The organism is Polaromonas sp. P1_G1, assembly GCF_056405595.1.
Genome location: NZ_JBFUBU010000275.1, coordinates 1 through 384, shown reverse-complemented (window position 1 = coordinate 384; position 384 = coordinate 1). Strand labels below are relative to the sequence as shown.

Sequence of the window (384 nt, the reverse complement as noted above, 5' to 3'; positions counted from 1 at the left end):
GCGCTTTTCCGTCTACCAGCTCAAACCCCGTTTTCAACAACTGCTGCAGCCCCTGTTGCAACGCCTGGCGCGCTGGGGCATCAGCCCCAACCAGCTCACACTGGCCACCACAGGGCTGATGCTGCTGTACGGCACCGCGCTGGCGCTATACCCCGGCAACCCCGCGCTGTGGGTTGGCTTGCCGTTGGTGCTGCTGGTGCGCATGGCGCTGAATGCGCTGGATGGCATGCTGGCCAATGCCACGGGCCAGAAAACCCGGCTGGGCGCTGTGCTCAACGAGCTGTGCGACCAGGTCTCCGACGCGGCGCTCTACCTGCCTTTTGCACTGGCGCCCGGCGTCCACGCAGGGCTGGCGGTGGTGGTGGTGATCGTGGCGTCCTGGGT

At 66.4% G+C, this 384-nt stretch carries 1 protein-coding gene; it reads left to right on the top strand.

What is annotated here, in order from left to right:
- A partial coding sequence (locus AC1D1Y_RS26825; protein ID WP_477685013.1) for a CDP-alcohol phosphatidyltransferase family protein occupies positions 1–384 on the top strand: 384 nt, incomplete at both ends.